This window comes from Symbiobacterium sp. (assembly GCF_040797425.1).
Classification (GTDB): Bacteria; Bacillota; Sulfobacillia; order Symbiobacteriales; family Symbiobacteriaceae; genus Symbiobacterium.
Map to the genome: position 1 here is coordinate 1 of NZ_JBFNEH010000128.1, position 1,755 is coordinate 1,755.

General features: G+C 65.5%; 1 protein-coding gene and 1 pseudogene. Both read left to right on the forward strand.

The window, feature by feature from the left end; translation table 11 throughout:
• Window positions 1–684: 684 nt before the first annotated feature.
• Window positions 685–762 (forward strand): annotated as a pseudogene (locus AB2385_RS17015) (helix-turn-helix domain-containing protein); the annotation flags it as partial.
• 246 nt (window positions 763–1,008) lie between these two features.
• A complete protein-coding gene (locus AB2385_RS17020) occupies window positions 1,009–1,380 on the forward strand; it encodes a hypothetical protein (protein ID WP_367656200.1) in 372 nt (123 codons plus the stop codon).
• Window positions 1,381–1,755 lie beyond the last annotated feature (375 nt).

The window sequence follows — 1,755 nt, forward strand, 5'->3', positions numbered from 1 at the left end:
GTTCGCCCTGGCTGGCACCCGGGGGGCCCGGCCGCTGGCAGCCGTGCAAGAAGCATCTGTTTCCAAGTCCGTCACTCCTCTTCGCCCTGGTTGGCGCCCGGGGGGCCCGGCCACTGGCAGCCGTGCACGAAGCACCTGCTTGCCGCTCCCTCAATCGTGTTCGCCCTGGATGGTGCCCCGGAGGGCACGACGACCATCCCAGCCGTAGGACACGAGGATGCCCACCCACCCGTCTGACAGCTGCCAGACCTGGGATAGCCGAACAATCCGAACACTCGCGCGAATAGCCGTTGACTCCGTACATACGTTTGGCTATACTGGATGCAGATACCGTTACTGGGGGTTGCATCCATGGTGAGCGGTGCCGTTGAGCAGAGGAGGCGTCATCCCGCTGATCAGACCGGGCCGTGCCCCGTTGTACGAGCTGCGACCGAGGAGATCCCGTCGGCAACCGGACGTGCAACAGACGGCCAGTCGTCCCCGCCGTGTGTGCCCAGCGGCTATCCTCCTTGTCCTCGTTGCGGTAGCAGCAGGGTGATAGGGCGGGGTAGTTTCTCCCGCAAGGACGGAACCCGGGAGCGGCGTTATCAGTGCAAGAGTTGCGGGCGAAGCTTCAACCCCAGCACGGGCACCCCTGTAGCGCGACTTCGCAAACGGGAAGAATGGCGGCTTCATCAGAATGTGATGGCCGAGTCGCTGCCTCTCCGCAAAGTAGCAGCCCGCCTGGGCATCCACCTGAGCACGGCCTTTCGGTGGCGCCATCGGTTCATGGAAGCCCTACGGGTCAGGCCTCAGCCGCGACTGTCCGGCACCGTGGCGTTGTGCGAGACCCTCGTTCGATACTCCGAAAAAGGAAGCCGTACCACGGTGGGGCCAGGCAGTTACCACAGCCGCTGGAGCCTACTCCGGCGAGGTGACTCCAGGGCTTTCGGCGACGGCCCCATCGCCCGCGCCCGGCGCGTAGGTGCCCCGGTGTTCCGCTACTGCGTTGACGGACGCCCCACCCGGGTGGCGCTGGCCACCGACGGGCACAGCATCTCCACGGCCATTCTCGGGAACCGCCGCCAAAATGCAGAAACCCTGACCCCGCACCTCTCCCGGCTCTTCACTCCGGGATCAACCGTCTGGGTCAACCCCGTTGCCGTCATCGCCAACAACCCTTACGAAGAGGCTTGCCCGCAGGTCGGGCTATCGTACCGGGATGCGCGTTGCGCCCCGCGCAACGCCCGCGGCAAAGACGCGCGCCTGCTGCGTGCGGCTGACCGGCTCGCGGCCAACTTGTTTGGATGGCTATCACAGTTTCTTGGGATTGCCACGCGCTACCTGGAGCGTTACCTCGCCTGGTTCATATGGCTTGAGGAACGAGAAAGGCCCGCGTAGTACTCCCGTGGCGGTCTTGGCGGCGGGGCAGCTCCGCCTCACCGCGGCAGAATGCTCGCGGGCGTCAGTCTCCGTGCTCATCCCTGGGTCCCGGAGCTCGGGGGCCAGACCTGCCCCAGGGTGGCGGTTTCGCCGGGTGTGGTCCCTTTTCCCAAGGCCCTTCCAAGCCTGCATTCCGGTTGGGTACCGCTCGTTTTCACAAGCACTGTCCCAGGGTGGCGCCACGGGTGTGTGCCCCGCTTTTCTCAGGCCCATCCCTGGCTTGGCGCGTTCAGTCCGTGTTCACCATGTCTTCCGGAGGTCTGCCCAAGCCGGCGCCGTCGACCCATTTGCACTATGTCTTGCAGAGGTCTGCCCAAGCCGGCACCTCCGATC